This is a genomic window from Mucilaginibacter gossypii (assembly GCF_900100945.1).
GTDB lineage: Bacteria > Bacteroidota > Bacteroidia > Sphingobacteriales > Sphingobacteriaceae > Mucilaginibacter > Mucilaginibacter gossypii.
On the sequence record NZ_FNCG01000009.1, the window covers coordinates 116,562 to 133,608 of the forward strand.

The 17,047-nt window shown below is 41.1% G+C and carries 6 protein-coding genes; 3 read left to right on the forward strand and 3 right to left on the reverse strand.

All coding sequences use genetic code 11. The features are described from left to right. Window positions 1–172: 172 nt before the first annotated feature. Window positions 173–4,288, forward strand: a complete 4,116-nt coding sequence (locus BLS28_RS17185; RefSeq protein ID WP_091170011.1) for a hybrid sensor histidine kinase/response regulator transcription factor — start codon at window positions 173–175, stop codon at window positions 4,286–4,288. A 422-nt stretch (window positions 4,289–4,710) separates the two neighbouring features. Here the strand turns inward: BLS28_RS17185 and BLS28_RS17190 are convergent, their stop codons facing one another. The 3 genes from BLS28_RS17190 to BLS28_RS17200 all read right to left on the reverse strand — a co-directional run bounded on the left by BLS28_RS17190 (window position 4,711) and on the right by BLS28_RS17200 (window position 11,470). Further along, window positions 4,711–7,089, reverse strand: coding sequence for a glycoside hydrolase family 127 protein (locus BLS28_RS17190; protein WP_256337467.1), 2,379 nt, complete (start codon window positions 7,087–7,089; stop codon window positions 4,711–4,713). A 252-nt stretch (window positions 7,090–7,341) separates the two neighbouring features. Beyond that, on the reverse strand, window positions 7,342–9,036 hold the full coding sequence (locus tag BLS28_RS17195; RefSeq protein ID WP_091170014.1) for a cellulase family glycosylhydrolase: 1,695 nt from the start codon (window positions 9,034–9,036) through the stop codon (window positions 7,342–7,344). Between the two features lie 850 nt (window positions 9,037–9,886). Continuing rightward, entirely contained in the window at window positions 9,887–11,470 is a 1,584-nt protein-coding gene (locus BLS28_RS17200; RefSeq protein ID WP_091170015.1) for a GH39 family glycosyl hydrolase, read from the reverse strand. Between the two features lie 782 nt (window positions 11,471–12,252). On the opposite strand from BLS28_RS17200, the gene BLS28_RS17205 reads away from it, so the two are divergent. After that, on the forward strand, window positions 12,253–15,414 hold the full coding sequence (locus BLS28_RS17205) for a SusC/RagA family TonB-linked outer membrane protein (RefSeq protein WP_091170018.1): 3,162 nt from the start codon (window positions 12,253–12,255) through the stop codon (window positions 15,412–15,414). An 11-nt stretch (window positions 15,415–15,425) separates the two neighbouring features. Beyond that, the gene (locus tag BLS28_RS17210; protein ID WP_091170021.1) at window positions 15,426–17,042 is read left to right on the forward strand and encodes a RagB/SusD family nutrient uptake outer membrane protein; all 1,617 of its coding nucleotides are present in this window, start codon (window positions 15,426–15,428) and stop codon (window positions 17,040–17,042) included. Window positions 17,043–17,047: the final 5 nt, after the last annotated feature.

Sequence of the window (17,047 nt, forward strand, 5' to 3'; positions counted from 1 at the left end):
CAACAAACTCTGTTTTTACATTGCCGAATTGTTGAAGGTTACAAGTGTATTAAGTACAATATTAAATGCATGGCCTGCCTAAGCCAAGCGGCGATAACTGGTTTATAGTGTAAAAAATGTTAGTGATGATACGGAGTGTTGTATTTGCCTAATTAAAAGTGATAACGGATTTATGCGTAAAGTTGTCTTGTTTTTTCTGATTAATCTTCTGTATGTCAGTGTTGTGAACGCGCAGGCTCCGGTAACTTTTCCAGCTAACGATGCAAGGAATTTTGCATTAAAATCATATACCACTCATGATGGCCTGCCATCTGAAAATGTAACAGTGGCACTTAAAGACAGCCGGGGGTATATGTGGATAGGGACGGATAACGGGCTTTGTAAGTTTGACGGCTACACTTTTGAAAGTTTAGTGAATATTCCCGGAAACACTGCGAGTATAAGTTCAAATTTTATCAGTGCGCTGGCCGAAGACAAGAACGGAAAGATATGGGTTGGCACCATGGACGGCTTAAACATTTTAGATCCCAATACTGAGAAGTTTGAACGATTTTATCATAGCGATAAGATCAAAGAGTCGGTAAGTAATAATAAGATTTTTTCGATCTTCTGCGACAGAGAAGGAACAATATGGATAGGTACGGATGATGGTTTTAATCAATATGTGTCAAATAAGCGATCTTTTGTTAGTTATAAACCCAATCAGAATGATCGATTTTCAATAAAAGGCAAGTCGGTAAATGCAATTGTTGAGGATGATAAAAAAAACCTGTGGCTGGGAAACTGGAATGGTGGATTAAATAAATTCGATAAGGTAAGTAAACATTTCAGCAATTATCCGCAGACTGAATCTCAGCTTAAAAAAAGCCCCAATGATATTTGGAGCCTTTTTTACGATCAAAAAAAAGGTTGCATTTGGGTGGGTACCTATTGGAGCGGCCTTTTTTGTTTTAATCCTAAAAACCAGCAATATACCCGGTTTTCAAGTCACGATAATATCAACGTAGGAGCTTTTAGCATTGATAAGGCTAATGACTCCACCTTAGTTGTTGGAAGTAACGGCGGGTTCTATTTTATAAATAAGGGTAATGGCCAATGGCGAAAGATTGGCGATATTAATAGTACTGCGGATGGATATGTTTATAATGATGGGGCCGGTATTATGTGGCTTTGTGGCAAAGACGCCTTAACAAAAGTTGATTTTACACAATATAAATTCCGTTTCATCCCCTTATCAATCGCGCCCCGCGAAGCAAAAAGTATGTTATTGCAAGGCAATATGTTGTGGCTGGCTACCAACGAAGGGCTTTATAAGTTTGATTTACTGAAGAAGACGACAAAGTTATATCAACATACCAATAATCCCTCAAGTATCAGCAGTAACCAGGTTGGTAAAATATATTTGGACAATGAGGGGGCGCTATGGGCAGCAACCGAAAATGGGTTCGATAAATTTGACAGCAGCAATAATAGGTTTATCCATCATTTTCACCATTCGGCCCTGAGTAATTTTTTTAACGAAGATGTTTTCAGGGATATTCTTGAAGTAAGGCCTCATGAATATTGGCTCGCCACAGATGCCGGTTTAAAGATTTACTATGAAGAAACACGGCAATTTAAACATTATTATAATGACGACAGAAACCTCAATTCAATTGCCAGTAACCATATTTATAATCTTTTAAAAGATAGCAAAGGCAATGTATGGATCGGAACAAGTGGAAACGGTGTTGATCGTTTTGATCCTAAAACCGGGATTTTTCACCACTATACGTATAATGATAAAATTGCAAGCAGCCTCAGTAATAATATTGTGCATTGCATATTTGAGGATAGCAAAAAGAATATCTGGATCTGCACAGCCGACGGGTTGAACAAATATGCTCCGGAAACCGATTCTTTTATTATTTATTCACGTAAAAGCGGATTTGTAAGCAACGTTTTCAACAGTGTGGTTGAAGATGAGGTGGGAAATCTTTGGATCAATTCTGCCACGGGGGTATCAAAGTTTACGCCCCAACCATTATCCATAATTAATTTTGATGAGGGCGACGGCGTATTTTCGCATTCGCTTATTTACAAAGCGGCAGATGGGCAAATTTATTTAGGGGGAAATTCAGGTGTAGTGGTATTCGATCCTTCAAAAATCAAGTTGAACGATAAAATCCCAGAGGTTTACTTTACCGATTTTCAGGTGTTTAATAAATCTGTAAAACCCGGTGCTGATTCACCATTGAAAAGACCTGTTGGTACAGCAGATACTGCCTTTCTTAACTATGATCAAAATGTATTTTCAATTGAATTTGTTTCGCTTAATTATACTCATCCGGAAAAAAATAGTTATAGGTATAAACTGGAAGGCTTTGACGAAAAATGGAATTTTAACGGTAACCAACGAAGGGTTACTTACACCAACCTTAATCCCGGAACTTATAGATTCAAAGTTATAGCAAGTAATAATGATGGTATCTGGAACAAGACGCCCAAATCCCTGATCATCATTATTTCGCCGCCATGGTACCGTACCTGGTGGGCATATACAATTTATACCATAATCATTGGCGGGGTAATTTACCTGTATCTTTTATACCGGGACCGTCAGGCTAAATTAAAATATGAAATCCAGATAGCTCACTATGAAAGCGAAAAGGAAAAGGAGCTCAGCGAACGAAAGCTCGCCTTCTTTACCAATATTTCGCATGAGTTCAGAACACCATTAACGTTGATCATTAATCCTATTAAGGAACTTTTATATAATGAAAAGAAGGCGGTAGATACCTCCAATTTAACCATTGTTTACAGGAACGCACGCCGGTTATTAGGTTTAGTAGATCAGTTGCTGCTTTTCAAAAAGGCCGAATCGGAATCTGATCAATTGAGGATAAGTAATGTTAATATAATCGATTTATGCAGGGAGGTTTATTTATGCTTTGTACATGAAGCAAAAAGAAAACACATTCAACTTGAATTCATATCACCAACCGATTGTTTGAATGTTTATATCGACCGGGAAAAAACAGAGATCGTGCTGTTTAACTTGCTCTCAAACGCGATGAAGTTCACTCCAAAACTCGGTAGAATTCGTGTTTGTGCAGGGGAATTTGAACAGACAGTTTCAATAATCGTTGAGGATACCGGCTGTGGAATCCCACCTGAAGTTGGCGAAAGACTTTTTAGCCGGTTTTACCAGGTGTCTGATTTGGCCAGTACGTCAAACGGAGGGTTTGGCCTTGGACTTTATCTTGTTAAAAATTTTGTAGAGCGTCAGGCCGGAACTGTTGAATATCACAGCGAAGCGGGAAAAGGGACAGCTTTTACAATCACTTTAAAAAAAGGGAAATCGCATTTAAAAGATCAGATCATCTCAGAACATCCAACAGCTACTTCTGAGTTTTTAAAAGAGTTGATCGATTCTGAAACTACAGCCAATGATATAGTACCCGCAGCAGATCAGGGTGAGGAAGTAATAGTGTCTGACCTCAAAACACTGTTAATCATCGATGACCATGAGGATATGAGAGAGTATCTCCGCCAGATATTTAAACTTGAATATAATGTTCTTGTAGCGCCAAATGGTGAGGATGGAATCAAAATTATTAATGAGCAGTGGCCGGATATAGTCATATGCGATGTGATGATGCAGGGCATGACCGGGATAGAAGTTTGCGCCGCTATTAAAGAGAATATGACAACATCTCATGTTCCCGTTATCTTATTAACCGCCAGTGCATCAAATGAAATTAAACTAAAAGGTATTGAAGGAGGCGCCGACGATTATATTGGAAAACCTTTTGACAAAGACATCCTGAAAGCACGGGTTAGCGGGTTGCTTAAAAGCCGAAACACACTTCAGCAATACTTTTATAATGAAATTACGCTGAACAACAACCCGCACACTATCTCTATCGAGTACAAAAGATTTCTGGATTCCTGTATCCGCATTGTGGAAGATCATATAACTGATCCTGATTTTAATCTGCAATCCTTAGCCTCCGAATTAAATATGTCTTATTCGGGCATCTACAAAAAAATCAAAATGATTTCAGGGCAGCCAGCCAATAGCTTCATAAGAGCTATCAGATTGCGAAAAGCCGCACAGCTATTTGTTCACAGCGATTTAAATATACTGGAAACCGCTTACGCTGTTGGAATAAAAGATATAAAATATTTTCGTGAGCAGTTTAAGAAAGTGTTTGATTTAAAACCTTCTGAATACATCAAAAAATTCAGGAAGAATTTTAAAAACGCCATGGTTTACCAGGGGAGCGAAAGGAAAATAAACCTGTAATACCTGTCTTGTTTATCCTTTTTTGAAAAGTTAAACTTAATCTTAGCCGGTAAGTTATTGGCTATTTTAAACCTATCCCGGCTCGTATGCATTTGACTATACTTTACTTTTTGATTTTTTGAAGAAGTAATATTATAAAAAGTCGTCCGGTAAACCGTTTCCCAACGGAAAAGCAAAACATTACTGCTTACTTAATCTTATACGCATTATAGGAAACGTGATGAATATTATGTAGTAAGGTTCCGGACAGCCGGGTTCTAAAGGCAAGAATAATTTTAGGTTAAACAGCGGTTTACTTCTGAAAAGCACACAAAAAAGGGCCTTTTTGAGGCCCTGATAGTATTTATATGTATCGAATAAATTTTACCGGACAATAGTGAACCGATCCCGTTATTGCAACACTTTGGAACGGATTTAAGCCCTCAATTATTCAAAAGTCGTATTTCATAAACAGGCCCGGCCATTGCACCCTTATCCGCCTGAAATTTTACCCGAAGACTTTGGTCTGCGTTGTATTTCAAATCTACGGGCAGGTCATATTCAACGGTATAAAAAGCGTCACGTTTACCGTCCTTTAAATCAACTTTCACCAGTTCCTGCTCATTTAGAAAAATGCTGAATTTATGGTTCCTTTCCGTCCCAAAATACGTAACACTAATCTTTTTTGCTGCTTTATCTTTATCAGTCAGCTTATAGCTAAACCAGCCTGTAGCAGCCCTGAAGTGCCTGTTGAAATTAACATCGGCAAAAGAATTTTCCTTTTCCATGAAATGATCTGATTCAGGCTGTTGCTCACCCGGAGTCAGCATATCGATGGTATTAGCAGCCAGTTTTGCTTCCTTCGCATCCTCCTCCGCTAACTTAGCCTGCAATTCGCCGAAGCCTTTGGCTGATTCTTTTCGCCAGTACACAACATAGCGTGCATCCTGGATCTTGTAAAACGGCACCAGCTTCAGGTTTCGGTATTTAGCCGGGTAAATTAACCGCACGGCAGTGAAGGACATTGGTTTATTTTTATCAGCAACTATCATCGGGGCATCATCAGCAGAATCGCTTACAAAAACCGGCATATCAGTAAGCTTATAAAGGTTACCCGCAGCAACATGCCCCATCCTGCCATCATCAGCCTCACGGCCTTTTTGGGCAATTGTATCAATCACTGAAGCAAGTACGATGGGCCCGTGCAGCACGGCTTCATAATTAGAGCCGTCAGGAAGTTTCTCCGTCGTTGTCTGCATCGGTAATTGGACGGTGATGACATCTCCTTTCCTCCATTTTCTTTTTAGCTGCACATATGATAACGGCTGAGCTGTAACTTGAACAGGCCGGCCATTGATGTTAATTGAAAGCGCGCTGGCCTTTACCCATGATGGGTACCTGATGTTTATCCCGAATGCGCTATTGCCAGTCTTCAAAATCTTCAGCCTTGTTGTTTCCTTGTCAGGGAACCCTGTTTCCTGCCTCATTTGCAAGCCTTTTTGCTTCCATATAAGTTGTGATGGAATAAACAGATTAACATATAGCTCATTATCTGAATGGCTGTAGATCATTTCACCATACTTTGAATGATTTTCCATCCCGGAGCCAACGCAGCACCACATGCTTGTTTGTGGCTGGGAGTAAACCCTGTAATGCCCGGGGCGCATTGGAGTAAAGTAAACAAAACCACCCTTCCCCGGCCGTTGGGTTGTAAGGATATGATTATACAACGCCCGTTCGTAATAATCGATATACGCAATATCCGGATTTGACATGTACAGATCTTCGGTAAGCTTAAGCATGTTATAGGTATTGCATGTTTCGGGTCCTTCAACACTGGAAATCATGGTTGAGAAATCTGTAGCAGGGTTAAAATGTTCCCTTACGCTGTTACCACCTGTTGCTACCGACCGATGATGTACCACGGTTTGCCAAAAGAACGTCGCAGCATGATTGTAAGCGGTATCACCGCTGTAATCAGCAATCCGCTTAAAACCTATCACTTTGGGGATCTGCGTATTTGCATGTAAATTATCCAGTTTATCCTGACCTTTTTCAAGCGGTTGAAGGAGAGCCTGGTGAGAGAAACTGTAGGCCGCGTCAAGGTATTTCTTTTCCCCGGTGATGCCGTATACATCTGCCAGTACCTCATTGACGCCTCCATGCTCATTCCCAAGCAGTTGCTGCATTTGTGACTGGCTAAGTGCAGTACTGATGTTGTAAAACCAGTCTGCCAGTTTAATCAGCATGACTTTTGCTGTTTGGTTATTTTCATACAGCCAGGCATCGCGCAGGCCGGCAAATACTTTATGAATATTATAAAAAGGCACCCATTTCTTATTGAAATCTGTAAAATCACCCTTCATCACCTGGGGCCAAAGTTCGCGGCTTCCAGGCACGCCACCCAAATATCCGTCACCGTTTTTGTCCTGGCACAATTTAAGCTCATTGATCATGTAATCAAGGCGCTGGCGTATACGGTTATCACCTGTAGAAGCATACATCATAGCCAGGGCAGAAAGATAGTGCCCGCCGATATGCCCATCCAGGCCTGAGTTTTCCCAGTTTGTATAGCTTTTAGCTTTTTGTGGCAGCCCCGCCTCCCTTCTAAAAGGCGCAAGCAGGCGGTCGGGCTGCAGGGCAAGCATATAATTGAGGTCTGTCTGCTCCTGTTCTTTAAAAATCCCCGGTAATAGCTTGACATCCCCTAGAGGGAAGCTTTTGACAACTTGCTTTTGTTGCGCCCACAGCAAAAATGGGCTAAGAATTGATAAAAAAGCGATGCGTTTCATAATTGGGTTTTCGTCGGCAAGATACACCATTAAGTGTTAAAACAACAATAAAAAACTACATCATGGAAAAAGTCCGCTATTCTAAGGGGCTGTTTGATAAAGAATGGAAAGTTTTTGTAGGATGCATCGCATACGTTTCCGGGCGGCCTGGCCGATTTAAAGACTAAAAAAGCAATCGATGAAAAACAAAAGCCTTTAAATCGCTAAATCTGAAGGCTTTTTGTTTTTGCCTTTTTACCTATCAATAGCCTAAAAAGGCCATAATTCTTTCCAATAGTTACATTATATTTTCACAAAACCCCATTGCTGATTACGGTTTCCGGAATAAGTCCATTGCTCAACTGCAATGCCGTTATTAAGTGAAGCTCCGGTAATGTCCAAAGCCTTCCCACTGTTGGCATTGATAATTTTATAATATCCGTTGTCGGTTAGCTGAATTGACCATTTCTGATTTGCGCCGCCACTGTAGTCCCATAAATCTATCTGCCCGCCGTCAGCCCCGCTCCAGCCATAAACTTCAAGGCACTTTCCTGTGGCGTGCATAGGCGTTAACCTGTAATAACCACCTCCCGCATCTTCCACTTTAAATTGCTGGTTTGCCCCTGCTAAATAGTCCCACTGATCGGCCTGTGTTTGATTAGCAGTGCCCCAGCCGGCAAATTCCAGGGCTTTAAAACTGTTTCTGCTGTAAATCTGATAAACCTGCCCAACCTGAATCGATGAAGACGTATTGTTTTGCCCGCCCTGTATTACTGCGGCTAAACCTTGTTGATCGGCCGCTCCGTTAGTTTGCCTGCTCATAAGCCTGAATGCATTATTACCCGTCGCGCCGTCATCAAAATAAAACGGACGCAAGCCATATTGTAATGCTTTATGGGTAACATAATTAAGATAATACGCCCTGCCTGCAAGATGCAATGTTAACGCATCTCCCGTCAGTGTTGTGGACCGCCGGATAGCTCCATATTCGCCCAATATCACCGGAATGCCCTTGTCAATGAACTTAGACTTCATCAAAGGAAACTCTGCAACTGCATCCGACTCCTCACCATAGGTGGGATTCCTTGAAGCATCCGTTGTAGAATGGTAGCCATTGCCCCAATAATAGAACATACTGCCCCAGCTTGCATCTGATGACAAACCGGCAAAATTAAAGGGAGTATAATAATGCACTTCAACCATCAGTCGATTGGATGCTGGATCTGTAGGCAAGGTATTCATTAAACTGTTGGTATTATCAATGTTAGTACCCGGCCCCTGGATAAGGAGTACCCTGTAACTGTTATGCCCACCAGTTGACCGCACCGCATTGACAAACGTTTGGTGATAAGAAAGCAGTACCCCCATTCCCGTAGCATCAGATACTGCAGGTTCATTTGCGCTGGCAAATATCACATGCTCGTCAAAGCCTCGCATTTGAGTAGCTATTTGTTCCCAAAAGGCTTTTTGTTTGGCACTAACTGCGGCCTGTGCGGCGGTGGTACAATTGTTCTCCAGCCACCCCCCGTCCCAATGTATGTTCAATATCACATATAAGCCGTCATTAACGCAATATTGAACAACCTGCTGCACCCGGTTAAGCCACGATTGCTGTATTTGCCCGGTGTTTTGGTCAGAGTACTGGTCCCAATCACAGGGAATACGAATTGCCGTAAAACCGGCTTTCTTTACTCCGTCGATAAGTGCCTGTGTAACTAATGGATTGCCCCAGGCAGTTTCTGATCCACTTGCTTCCAGCGTATTACCTATATTCCACCCCAATTGAAACCTTGCTGCAAGCTGTGCGGCTGTACTGGTTACCCCTGTTTGATCAGGCGCAAGAGGCGACGTATTGTAATTTGGATAACTGGTTATAGCCAATGTTTTAACTGCTTTGGAAACAGGCAGCTTAACAACCGGACTGGCAATTTGTTGCTTTTGGCACCGGGTAAACAATAAAATCGCGGCTACGCTGAAAAAACAGTTAAGTGTTCTCATATTTAAATATTAATTGGTTTATAGCAAAAAAAGAACAATTAAACAGAGCGCATAAACAAACGTCATTTTAGCGATTGCGCTTCTGTTTTAAATCAGTGCAGGTTGTTTTTTGGTTAAAGCCTCTCTTAGGCTATTGGTTTGGGAGCCAAATACATAGGCCGAAAAGGCCACAAAAGTGAATAAATAGGGTACTGAATGTTTAATTTAAAAGAAAATATGATACCGGTGACTATAATCTTGAATACTATAGATATAATTCAAGATAAAATATAACGAAAATTATTATCAACTGAGATTAAGACCCTACTAAAGTAATTTAAATAAAACTAATTCATTTCACTCCTTTAAGTTGTAAATAATAGTAATTTAGTAATATTATTAATACCTCAACCTACTTTAAATGATTAGCAAAATAGAAGAAACAGCCGTGACCATGTCCGTGGGTTCGCCGCTACAAAATTTGGGGTTTTATACCTCCCTTACTTTCTTAATGGCTATGGTGATTTTTCAAATCAGGTATACAACAAAAAAAAAGAAACCCTGAATATTATTTAAAGAAGTTATAAGGATATTTATAAAATATCCGATCAATAATAAATGTTGCTCACCAATTAGCCAAACCAATTGCCAAATTCGATGCGGACAGGCTATATTGTGAATTTTAACCGGTATATAAAACGAATAAATATGCGTGCCAGCTTAATTGAGCTGCCGAAGATGAAAATAACTGTGTAAGAGGTTTAGCTTTGCAGATTAACTAACAAACTACCCGGGCATACGCCAGTAGGTGATACTTTTAAATGAGTATCATCCATCTGCTGACGTATTAAAATGAGATAACTGAAGGCTGCTAAAGTTTAACGATATTAATGAAAGCAACATCGTTTTCCCTGACAGGAAGTTTCTTAAACGCCTTACCTGATGCATTTACTGTAATATCCTCATGCCAGACGGCTGCACCACTATTTTCCTTTTTTAGTTTATCAACCTGTGCTTTTGTCAATTGATCAGGTTTATCGAAAGACAGGTACGTTGTGTACGGATCATTTACCTTATATCCCGTTTTATAGATTTCCATCCGATATTTGCCGCTGGGCATACCGGATATTACCAATTCAACCTCTCCTTTTGATTTAGCAGGCAGGTCGCGGACATAGTAAGCCTGGTTATTGACAGAATCAGGCAAAGTATAAGTGTAGTCCCAAAGCAACACCTGAACATCCCCTTTTTTATTTTTACAGGCCCAGGAGGAGCTATCCTGATCTGTTATTTCCGTTTCACCTAATTTGTTTAAAAAAGAATAGGCAAAAAAAGCCGGCTTCTTTATCCCCTGAGTATTGAGTAAACCGAAACCTCCGTGGAATGGCGTAAACCGTGGTCCGGCCTCTTCAAAGATGTCAGTGAACGTCCAGTAAGACATGGAATTGGCTGCAGATCCGGTTTGCTTCAATTTTTCAAGTATATATGCCGCTTCGTGATAACTATCGTGTATGGGATCTGACGGAGTATAAGATGAGCTCCATTCGGTATAATGTAATTCGAGGCCCGGAATTGTGGAGTTTTCTATTTGCTTGCGTGAATTCCGAACATCACCGCTAACGCTTCCTTTGTTTTTGTCAAGTACGGTACCGGTTGAACCGTACTCGTCCAAAAAGCCTTGTTTTACACCATAAGCATGGGTACTTATAAAATCAATAGGAACTGAATTTTTGCTGCAAAAATCTATCATGTCAGGTACCCATGCCGCACCGGCAGTAGCCGGCCCCCCTACTTTATAGGCTGGGTTTACGCTTTTTATCGCCTTCGCGCTATATTGATACAATTTAAAATACTCTTCTTGCGAACCTGTCCAAAAACCATCTTTGAGGTTCGGCTCATTCCAAACTTCAAAATACCATTTTTTAACTTCGTCAATTCCGTACCGCTCGGTAAAATGCTGAGTAAGGTTACGGATTAAACCTTCCCATTTATTATAGTCTTTCGGGGGTGTTACATTTCCCCTCCACCAAAAAATTGTCTTATTACCACTTGCCAACGCTCCCGGCATAAACCCCAGTTCAACAAACGGTTTCATGCCTATACTTAAAATATAATCATATAAAGCGTCAACGTATTGGTAATTATATTCCGGCTTACCATTCCTGTCTTCCCGGTAAACAGCCATATCGTCTGTAAGCAGGCCATGCATCCTGATATATTTAAAACCGCATTCTTTTTGTACAGTGGCCAATTGCTGCTGCCAGTCGGCCCGCAAGCCTTCATTTGCGCGCCCTGCTCCTACACAAAAATTAAATGACCTATTAAAACGTCCTTTTTCTTTTTTAAAATCGATGTTGATAACCCTTTTAGCTTGATTTACTTTTTCCGGGTTGTTACCTTGAGCAAAAACGTTACTAAAAAAAAGGCTTCCTAAAATAATGGGTAAGATTTTCATATTGATTTTTATATCTCAGCTTACAATATTGGTACGCAGCAATAAACGAAGCTAAGCAATATCATATCAGAGGCTGCAAATTTATGTTGCACCATGCTCCTTATTGTTGGTAAATAGGGATACAAATGTTAATTTTTGATGATCGTATCTGCAATGACCTTCGCCGGTCTCTTCAACAGTTTTTAAAATTGGTATTATTTTCGCATTTGTTAGTACTTTTCGGCGATTTTACCTTCAAATTTAAATGTCAATAGCTGTTCTTAAAGCTTCACTTTTAGCTTTTTTGGGAATATTGCTGGCTCTGCATTGGCGTTTTGACGCCTATTATTGATAAAAACAACTTTAATTGACTTATAATCAATTAGTTAATTTTAATTAACATTTGTACCCCCATTTGTAAACAATCGATTGCGATTGGTCATCTAATTTCATCCTCCATAAAGCGGCATATCTTCTATACCGATGCCGTAGTCTGATGCCTGAACAACGGGACAGATGATAACCAATTTTATGAATAACCTAATTTAAACTAAGCATTATGCCAAAACGCGTACTTATTAATACTTGTGCCATTCACGAGGCAAACCATTAAAAAAATCAATTCAGGATTTGTTGTAAATATCCCGTCCGCATTACGCAGGTATGCTTCCGTGTAAATATCCCGATGCTCTCGCCAACTTCAGTTCCACTGTAATAAAATATGAATATGACAGGATAAATCAAGTCCGAAACCAATCAAATAAACAAACCAAATAACCAAACAATTATGAACCCCAATTAACATGGAAAAAGATTTACGAAAAAGATTAAGACATGTAGTACTGCTGTTTACAACTTTGTTGTTGTTAAACCTTACAGGTTACGCGCAAAGTGTTAAAATTACAGGTAAAATTACCAGTACAGACAATAATCAGCCGCTGCCCGGTGTAACCATTAAAGTAAAGGATTCGCCAACGGGCACACTATCTGGTGCAGATGGCAGCTACAGTATCAATGCAAAAAATGGGGATGTGCTGATTTTTAGCTTTATAAGTTACAATTCCCAGCAAATATACGTAAGCTCATCTACCGTTATAAACGTAGCCCTCAAACCCGCAACCAGCGACTTGAACGAAGTTGTTGTAATTGGTTATGGCACCAGGAAAAGACATGACCTTACCGGGGCTATATCGTCAGTAACAGCGGCAGACCTATTAAAAGCGCAACCTACCACATTTGACCAGGCCTTACAAGGAAGAGTAGCGGGTGTGGTTGTACAACAGGTATCAGGCCAGCCCGGTGGTGACGTTAACGTGCAGATCCGCGGTTTGGGCGGTTTTACAGGCGCCCCTCCCCTATATGTAATCGACGGGGTACAGATACCACCGAATGGACAGTCGGCTATTGCGGGCAATGGCACTAACCCCTTATCCAGCATCAACCCCTCAGATATAGCTTCGATAGATGTGTTAAAAGACGCTTCAGCGACCGCTATTTATGGTTCGCAGGCATCTAACGGTGTAATTATTATTACCACTAAAAAAGGCACCACAGGTCCTCCGCTAATTAGTTATGACGGATACCAGGGCTGGCAAAAATTACCCAAGTATTATGATGTGATGGATTTAAGGCAGTACGCCACTTTCATGAATGAAAAATCGGCAATTATCGGTTATGATATGCGGCCGCAATTTGCAAATCCGCAATACCTGGGTGTTGGTACCAACTGGCAAAAAGCGCTGTTCCGTACAGCTCCTATGCAAAACCATAATTTAGCCATCAGCGGTGGTGATAGCAGGACAAAATATTATATATCAGGCACGTATTTTTCACAAACAGGGATAGCGTTAGGCTCAGATTTTAAAAGGACTTCGGTAAAAGCAAATATCGATAATAAAACCACCGATTGGTTAAAGGTTGGCATCAACTTGAATATGGCGCATGTGGCCGAAAATGTTACCACTTCCAATACAGGTGTGATTTTGCAGGCGCTTAATCAAACGCCCGACGTAGCTGTAAAAAATCCTGATGGCACATGGGGGGGTAATGATCCCAATATTTATGGTGCGGTGGGCACTAACCCGTTTGCGATAGCAACTATTGTAAAAGATTTTAAAAGCCGCTACCAGTTGTTTAGCAATGCCTATGCAGAAATCCAATTCACCAGGGATTTAACCTTGCGCAATGAGGTTGCCGGAAATTTTGACTTTGCAACTGAAGATTATTTTAACCCAAGCTATGTTATGGGCGCTTACACCAAGAGCAATAACAGTGGTACTGCTTCAAGCGCGCAAAATTTCTATAACTCAATCTCGAATTATTTAACCTACCAGCACACATTTGCAAAAAAATATTGGGTAAACGTAGTGGCTGGCCATGAAGCCCAGTTGCTTAAAAATAGCGGCATATCGGCTACCCGAACCAATTTTGCAAGTAATAACGTACAAACAATCAGCAGCGGCGACGCCACAACTGCAACCAATACCGGTGTTAAAGGACAAGGCGCTTTAGAGGCCTATTTTGGCCGGGCTAACTTTACTTATGACGACCGCTATTTGTTAACCGCAACCGTACGTCATGACGGTTCGTCGAAATTTGCTGAAGCCAACCGGTGGAATACCACATATTCAGGTGCCCTTGCCTGGAAGATTAACCACGAAAGCTTTCTTAAAAGTGTAAAAGCGATTAATGATCTTAAGCTTAGGCTCGGTTACGGATTGGTAAACAATCAAAATATTGCTGAATATGCTTATGGTTCAACTCTAAGTACAATATCCACCGGTTTATCAGGTAATTCGCAAATAACTACTACAACTGGTAATCCGAACATCAAGTGGGAAACGACAAAATCATATAACCTTGGTTTGGATGCAACAGTGTTAAACGGAAGGATCAGTTTAACGGGCGATGTCTATTACCGCAAAACCAACAACCTTTTGCTTAGCCTTACCTTACCGTATTATTCAGGCACATTTGCTGCCGGTGGATATTCACCCGGCGCAGTGCAAGCTCCATATGTAAACGTTGGCGCGGTGAGCAATAAGGGCTTCGAGTTTTCACTTAATACACAAAATATCCGGTCAAAATATTTTAACTGGAGCACCAACATCAACTTTACCCGAAATATCAACAAAGTACTTGCATTGGTTGACGGCACCCCGGCAATTTACGGATCTGTTTCCAAAACTGTTGTTGGCCGTTCAATCGGCGAATTTTACGGATACCAGGTACTGGGTATTTACAAAAACGCCGCCGACTTTGCAAAATACACCGCCTTGCCCCAAAATGGCAGCGGCCCTATACCTATAACGCCAGGCTCAGGTGGTGTTTGGGTAGGCGATGTTATTTTTAAAGACATTAATGGGGATGGTAAAATTGATGCAAACGATCAAACCTTTTTGGGTTCGCCCATGCCTAAATTTCAATTTGGCATCAATAACAGCTTTAGCTATAAAAATTTCGACCTGAATGTTTTTATGGCCGGCAATTATGGCAATAAAGTTTATAACCAGTTAAAGGTTAACGGCGATAACCCTAATCAAAACTTTGGCTATTTCCCGTCTGTTTTCAACTATGCTAAAATCGGTTTGATTAATCCAACCGGTTCCAGTTCGGATATCAACAATGTATTCATTACAAACCCTTCAACCAACATCGTCAGGATCAGCCAAAGCAGTGGTAATGATAACCAGCGCTTTTCCGACAAATATGTCGAAAACGGTTCCTATTTAAAGTGCAAAAGCATCGCTTTAGGATATAGTTTTTCAAATAACCTTTTGAATAAGATCAAATTAAGATCGTTGAGGGTATATGTTAACGTAACCAATGTGTTCACCATTACCAAATACACCGGCTACGATCCTGAGATTGGCTCATGGAACCCATTAGCAGCCGGTATCGATAATGGATATTATGCACAGCCGCGCGTTTACACATTTGGCCTGAATGTATCCCTAAACAATTAAAATCAAGATTTATGAAACGTATCAAAATAAATATAGTCTTGCTGGTTATCGGTATAATTATGATAAGCAGCTGCAAAAAAGATTACCTTAACCGCCCCCCTTTAACCGGTATTACTACCGATAATTTTTATAAAAGCGGTTCGGATTTAAGATTGGCTACAGCTACACTTTACGCGCAGCCCTGGGCTACCTGGAATAACTTTCCATTGCTTGGGATGGGGGATATCATGAGCGGCAATATGTTACAGCCTTATAATGCCGATCTCGTTCAGCTTACTACCTTTTCCATCACGCCGCAAAACGGAACGCTAACATCGGCATGGCAAAGCTTTTTTAACGTTATAGCGCATTGCAACATCAATATTAAAGCCATTAAGACCAAAATGCCCGATAGCGTAGCCGTAAAAAGTAAAACAAGCGCGCTTGGTGAAATCAGGTTTATTCGTGCTACTTCCTATTTTTATCTTGCCCAGTTATGGGGGCCTGTACCTATTGTAGAAGATAATGACAAGTTGATAGCTAACCCGCTGGTACCTCGCCATAAGCTTGAGGATGTATACAAGTTTATTATCAATGATTTAAGATACGCCGTTGCTAATTTGCCCCGAACTGATCAGCCTGGCCGTGTTACTACATGGTCGGCGCAGGGTATGCTGGCAAAAGTTTATTTAACCCGGGCCGGTTTAAATCAAAAAGGCTCACGCAACCAGTCTGATCTGGATAGCGCCGCGTACTATGCCGGTAATGTTTGCAAAACCAGCGGTTTATCTCTTTTACCAAGCTACTACAATCTTTTCAGGACACAGTATAATGACAATTCTGAATCATTATTTGCCTATCAATGGGCGCCTGGAGTACCTTACGGGCAAGGTAATTCCATACAAGCCCAATTTGCACCAAGCGGCAGCCTTGTTACCGGCGGCGGCGGCTGGGGCGGCGCAATTGGCCCAACGATAGATCTTGCAAACCAGTATACTGCCCAGGACTCGGTACGCCGCAAAGCTACATTTATGCTTACCGGTGATAAATACCCTGAGCTTAACGCGGCAGGTGGAGGTTACACAGCAACTGGTGTAAACGTTAAAAAACACATAGTAGGTACCGCCGCCGATAACAACTCGCCTACTATGGACCTTTGGTCATCTATCGAGCATAATACTGTATTACGCCTTGCCGATGTATATTTAATTTATGCCGAAGCTTTATTAGGCAACAACGCATCAACCACTAACACGGATGCATTGCTGTACTTTAATCAGGTACGCAGCAGGGCGGGTGTTGATGTTGTTACCCAACTTACTCCTGATATCATCATGAAAGAAAGACGGATTGAGCTGGCCTTTGAAGGCCAGTACTGGTTTGACCTTGTGCGCCTTTCTTATTACGACCCTAATAAGGCAATTTCCATAATTAGTAAGCAAATAACCCTTACAAATGACCCTGATCCTAATAACAGGTACGTGCCGCGTTCACAATTTAGCTATGATCCGGCCACTGGAGTAAAAAAAGCATCTAATAATAGCCTGATCATAACGCCGCCGACCGTTAACACATTTACGCTGCCTATACCGGCAAATGAGCAAACGGCAGACCCTAAGTTGTTAGAGGCCCCTGTACCCTATTATTAATTGCA

Coding starts and splice junctions, on each gene's coding strand:
- BLS28_RS17185 (WP_091170011.1), top strand. CDS start 173: ATGCGTAAAGTTGTCTTGTTTTTTCTGATTAATCTTCTGTATGTCAGT.
- BLS28_RS17190 (WP_256337467.1), bottom strand. CDS start 7,089: ATGGTGTATCTTGCCGACGAAAACCCAATTATGAAACGCATCGCTTTT.
- BLS28_RS17195 (WP_091170014.1), bottom strand. CDS start 9,036: ATGAGAACACTTAACTGTTTTTTCAGCGTAGCCGCGATTTTATTGTTT.
- BLS28_RS17200 (WP_091170015.1), bottom strand. CDS start 11,470: ATGAAAATCTTACCCATTATTTTAGGAAGCCTTTTTTTTAGTAACGTT.
- BLS28_RS17205 (WP_091170018.1), top strand. CDS start 12,253: ATGGAAAAAGATTTACGAAAAAGATTAAGACATGTAGTACTGCTGTTT.
- BLS28_RS17210 (WP_091170021.1), top strand. CDS start 15,426: ATGAAACGTATCAAAATAAATATAGTCTTGCTGGTTATCGGTATAATT.